Source organism: Flavobacterium cutihirudinis (assembly GCF_003385895.1).
Lineage (GTDB): Bacteria > Bacteroidota > Bacteroidia > Flavobacteriales > Flavobacteriaceae > Flavobacterium > Flavobacterium cutihirudinis.
Map to the genome: position 1 here is coordinate 1 of NZ_QRDQ01000001.1, position 2,645 is coordinate 2,645.

General features: G+C 37.0%; 2 protein-coding genes. Both read left to right on the forward strand.

Translation table 11 applies throughout. The annotated features are described in order from the left end of the window. Window positions 1–178: 178 nt before the first annotated feature. Window positions 179–1,732 carry an IS21 family transposase gene (gene istA / locus BD847_RS00005; RefSeq protein ID WP_115886239.1) on the forward strand — a complete coding sequence of 518 codons (1,554 nt, stop codon included), beginning with the start codon at window positions 179–181 and terminating at the stop codon, window positions 1,730–1,732. A gap of 12 nt (window positions 1,733–1,744) precedes the next feature. Then, the gene (istB, locus tag BD847_RS00010; RefSeq protein WP_111376075.1) at window positions 1,745–2,482 is read left to right on the forward strand and encodes an IS21-like element helper ATPase IstB; all 738 of its coding nucleotides are present in this window, start codon (window positions 1,745–1,747) and stop codon (window positions 2,480–2,482) included. The last annotated feature ends 163 nt before the right edge of the window (window positions 2,483–2,645 follow it).

The following is a 2,645-nucleotide window of genomic DNA, read 5'->3' on the forward strand; positions in this document are numbered from 1 at the left end:
TGGAAAAAACGGTCAAATTGACCACGCTTTTTCAGCATAAAGTGACCACCGCTTTCGGATTAAACTGACCACCACTTTTCAATTTAAACTGACCACATAGTTTCGGTTCAAATTGACCACTAAAAACTACTTCTTTTTCATGTTGTTAAACCATGGATCTGTATAAAAACTACAGGCTATGGCAAATAACAAACTAGACATGAATAAAATTAGAAAAGTTATTAAATTACATTGTAACGGCAAAAGCAAGCTGTTTATAAGCAAGTATTTATCGCTTTCCAGAAACACAGTAAAAAAATACATCTCTTTATTTGAAGTGCTTGGATTAAGCCTTGAGTCTGTCAACAAGAAAACCGATACTGAATTAGATGAACTGTTTTCCCCGGGCCCCGCAGAAGTTCTTTCCTCAAGAATCGAGGATCTTTATGCTTATTTTCCACAGATGGAACGGGAATTAAAAAAAACCGGCATTACCATACAAATCATGTGGGAGAGATATATCGCTTTAAATCCCGATGGCTTGAGAATTACCCAATTCAGAAACCGTTACAGGGACTGGGGTAATAAAGTAAATCCTGTGATGCATATGAACCACAAGGCTGGTGATAAAATGTATGTAGATTATGCCGGAAAGACACTCTCAATTTTAGACAAAAGCACATCAGAGATCAGAGAAGTGCAGTTTTTTGTAGCTATACTCGGGGCAAGCCAATATACTTATGCAGAAGCTTCCATGAGCCAGCAAAAGGAAGATTTTGTAGCTTCGGTAGAGAATGCAATGCGTTTTTTTGAAGGAACACCTGCTGCAATAGTACCAGACAATTTAAAATCTGCCGTAATCCGAACCAGCCGCTTCGAACCTACCATTAATGAAACTCTGGCAGATTTAGCAGAACATTATGAGACTACTATTCTCCCAGCAAGAGCATATAGACCAAGAGATAAATCTTTGGTCGAAGGTGCGGTTAAAATACTTTACAGAAGAATTTATGCAAACTTAAAAGACACTAAATACTTCAGTATAGACGAACTAAATCAGGAGATATGGACTCTTCTGGATGCTCATAACAATAAGAAACTTACCGGAAGACCTTACTCTCGTTTTGAACTCTTTATTGAAGATGAAAGACATGAACTGCAACCGCTTCCTTTGGAACGCTTTGAGATTAAATACCAGTCTCTAGCAACAGTTATGCAGAATGGACATGTTCAACTAAGCCAGGATAAGAATTATTACAGTGTACCTTATCAATATTTAAAGAAAAAAGTAAAACTGCTCTACACAAACTCTACAGTTGAAATCTACTTCAAATACAATCGTATAGCTACTCACATCAGAAATCCCAAGCCTTACATCTACTCTACAAATCCTGAACATCTGGCAAGCACACATCAATTTGTATCCCAATGGAATGCCCTAAGATTTATTGATTGGGCCAACAGTATTGATCCGGCAGTAGGAGAATACATTATGCAGATAATCGAAAGCAGAAACCACCCGGAGCAGGCCTATAAAAGCTGTTTAGGGATATTATCTTTTGAAAAGAAAGTAGGTACAGAAAGATTAGTAAATGCCTGTAAACGCGCTCTGGACTTTAAGATTTATAATTTTAAAACTATACAGAACATCTTAGATAACAGTCTGGATAAAATATCTATTGAACACGAAATGGAACAGGAACAGGATCTTCCCGAACACAATAATATTAGAGGAAAAAATTATTATAACTAAAATCAATATACAATGAATGAATCTACCGTAACAAAAATGAAGCAGATGAAGCTTCATGGAATGCACAATGCCTTCATGACAGCTATCGAAAGCGGCAAAACTGATCATTATACCCTTGATCAGTTTATATCAATGATAATAGATGCCGAATGGGATGAAAGACACAACAGACGTATAGAACGGAGTATTGCCAATGCACGATTCCACTACAAATCAAATATTGAAAGCATCAATTTTGACCAGTCCCGAAACATCGACAGAAATCTTATACTCAGGCTTGCAGAGTGCAGTTTTGTAGAAAAGAATGAGAATATCTTAATTACAGGAAGCACGGGTGTCGGCAAAAGCTTTTTAGGAACAGCACTTGGCTACCAGGCCTGCATAGAAGGTTATAAGGTAAGTTATTTTAACTCCGCAAAATTGTTTGCAAAGCTCAAAATGGCAAAAGCAGACGGCACTTATCTAAGAGAACTCACGAAAATACAAAGACAGGATGTTATCATACTCGATGACTTTGGCCTGCAGTCTCTGGACAGTCACAACAGAATTGCACTTTTAGAAATCATTGAGGACAGACATAACAACGGCTCAATTATCGTAACCTCGCAAATCCCGGTTCAGGGATGGTATGATATAATTGGCGAGAAAACTATTGCAGATGCAATCTTAGACAGACTAATACATCAATCACATAGAGTTGAACTGCATGGGGAATCAATGAGGAAGAAAAAAAGCATAAACAAAGGATAATTATTTATCTATCTTTGAAATAATAACTAACACACGAAAAAAAGTAGTTTTTTGAAATAAATCGAGGTGCTCACTTTGCACCGGAATTAGATGGTCACTTTAAACCAAAACAAGGTGGTCACTTTAAATTGTAATCAGGTGGTCAATATCACTGAGTTTTACA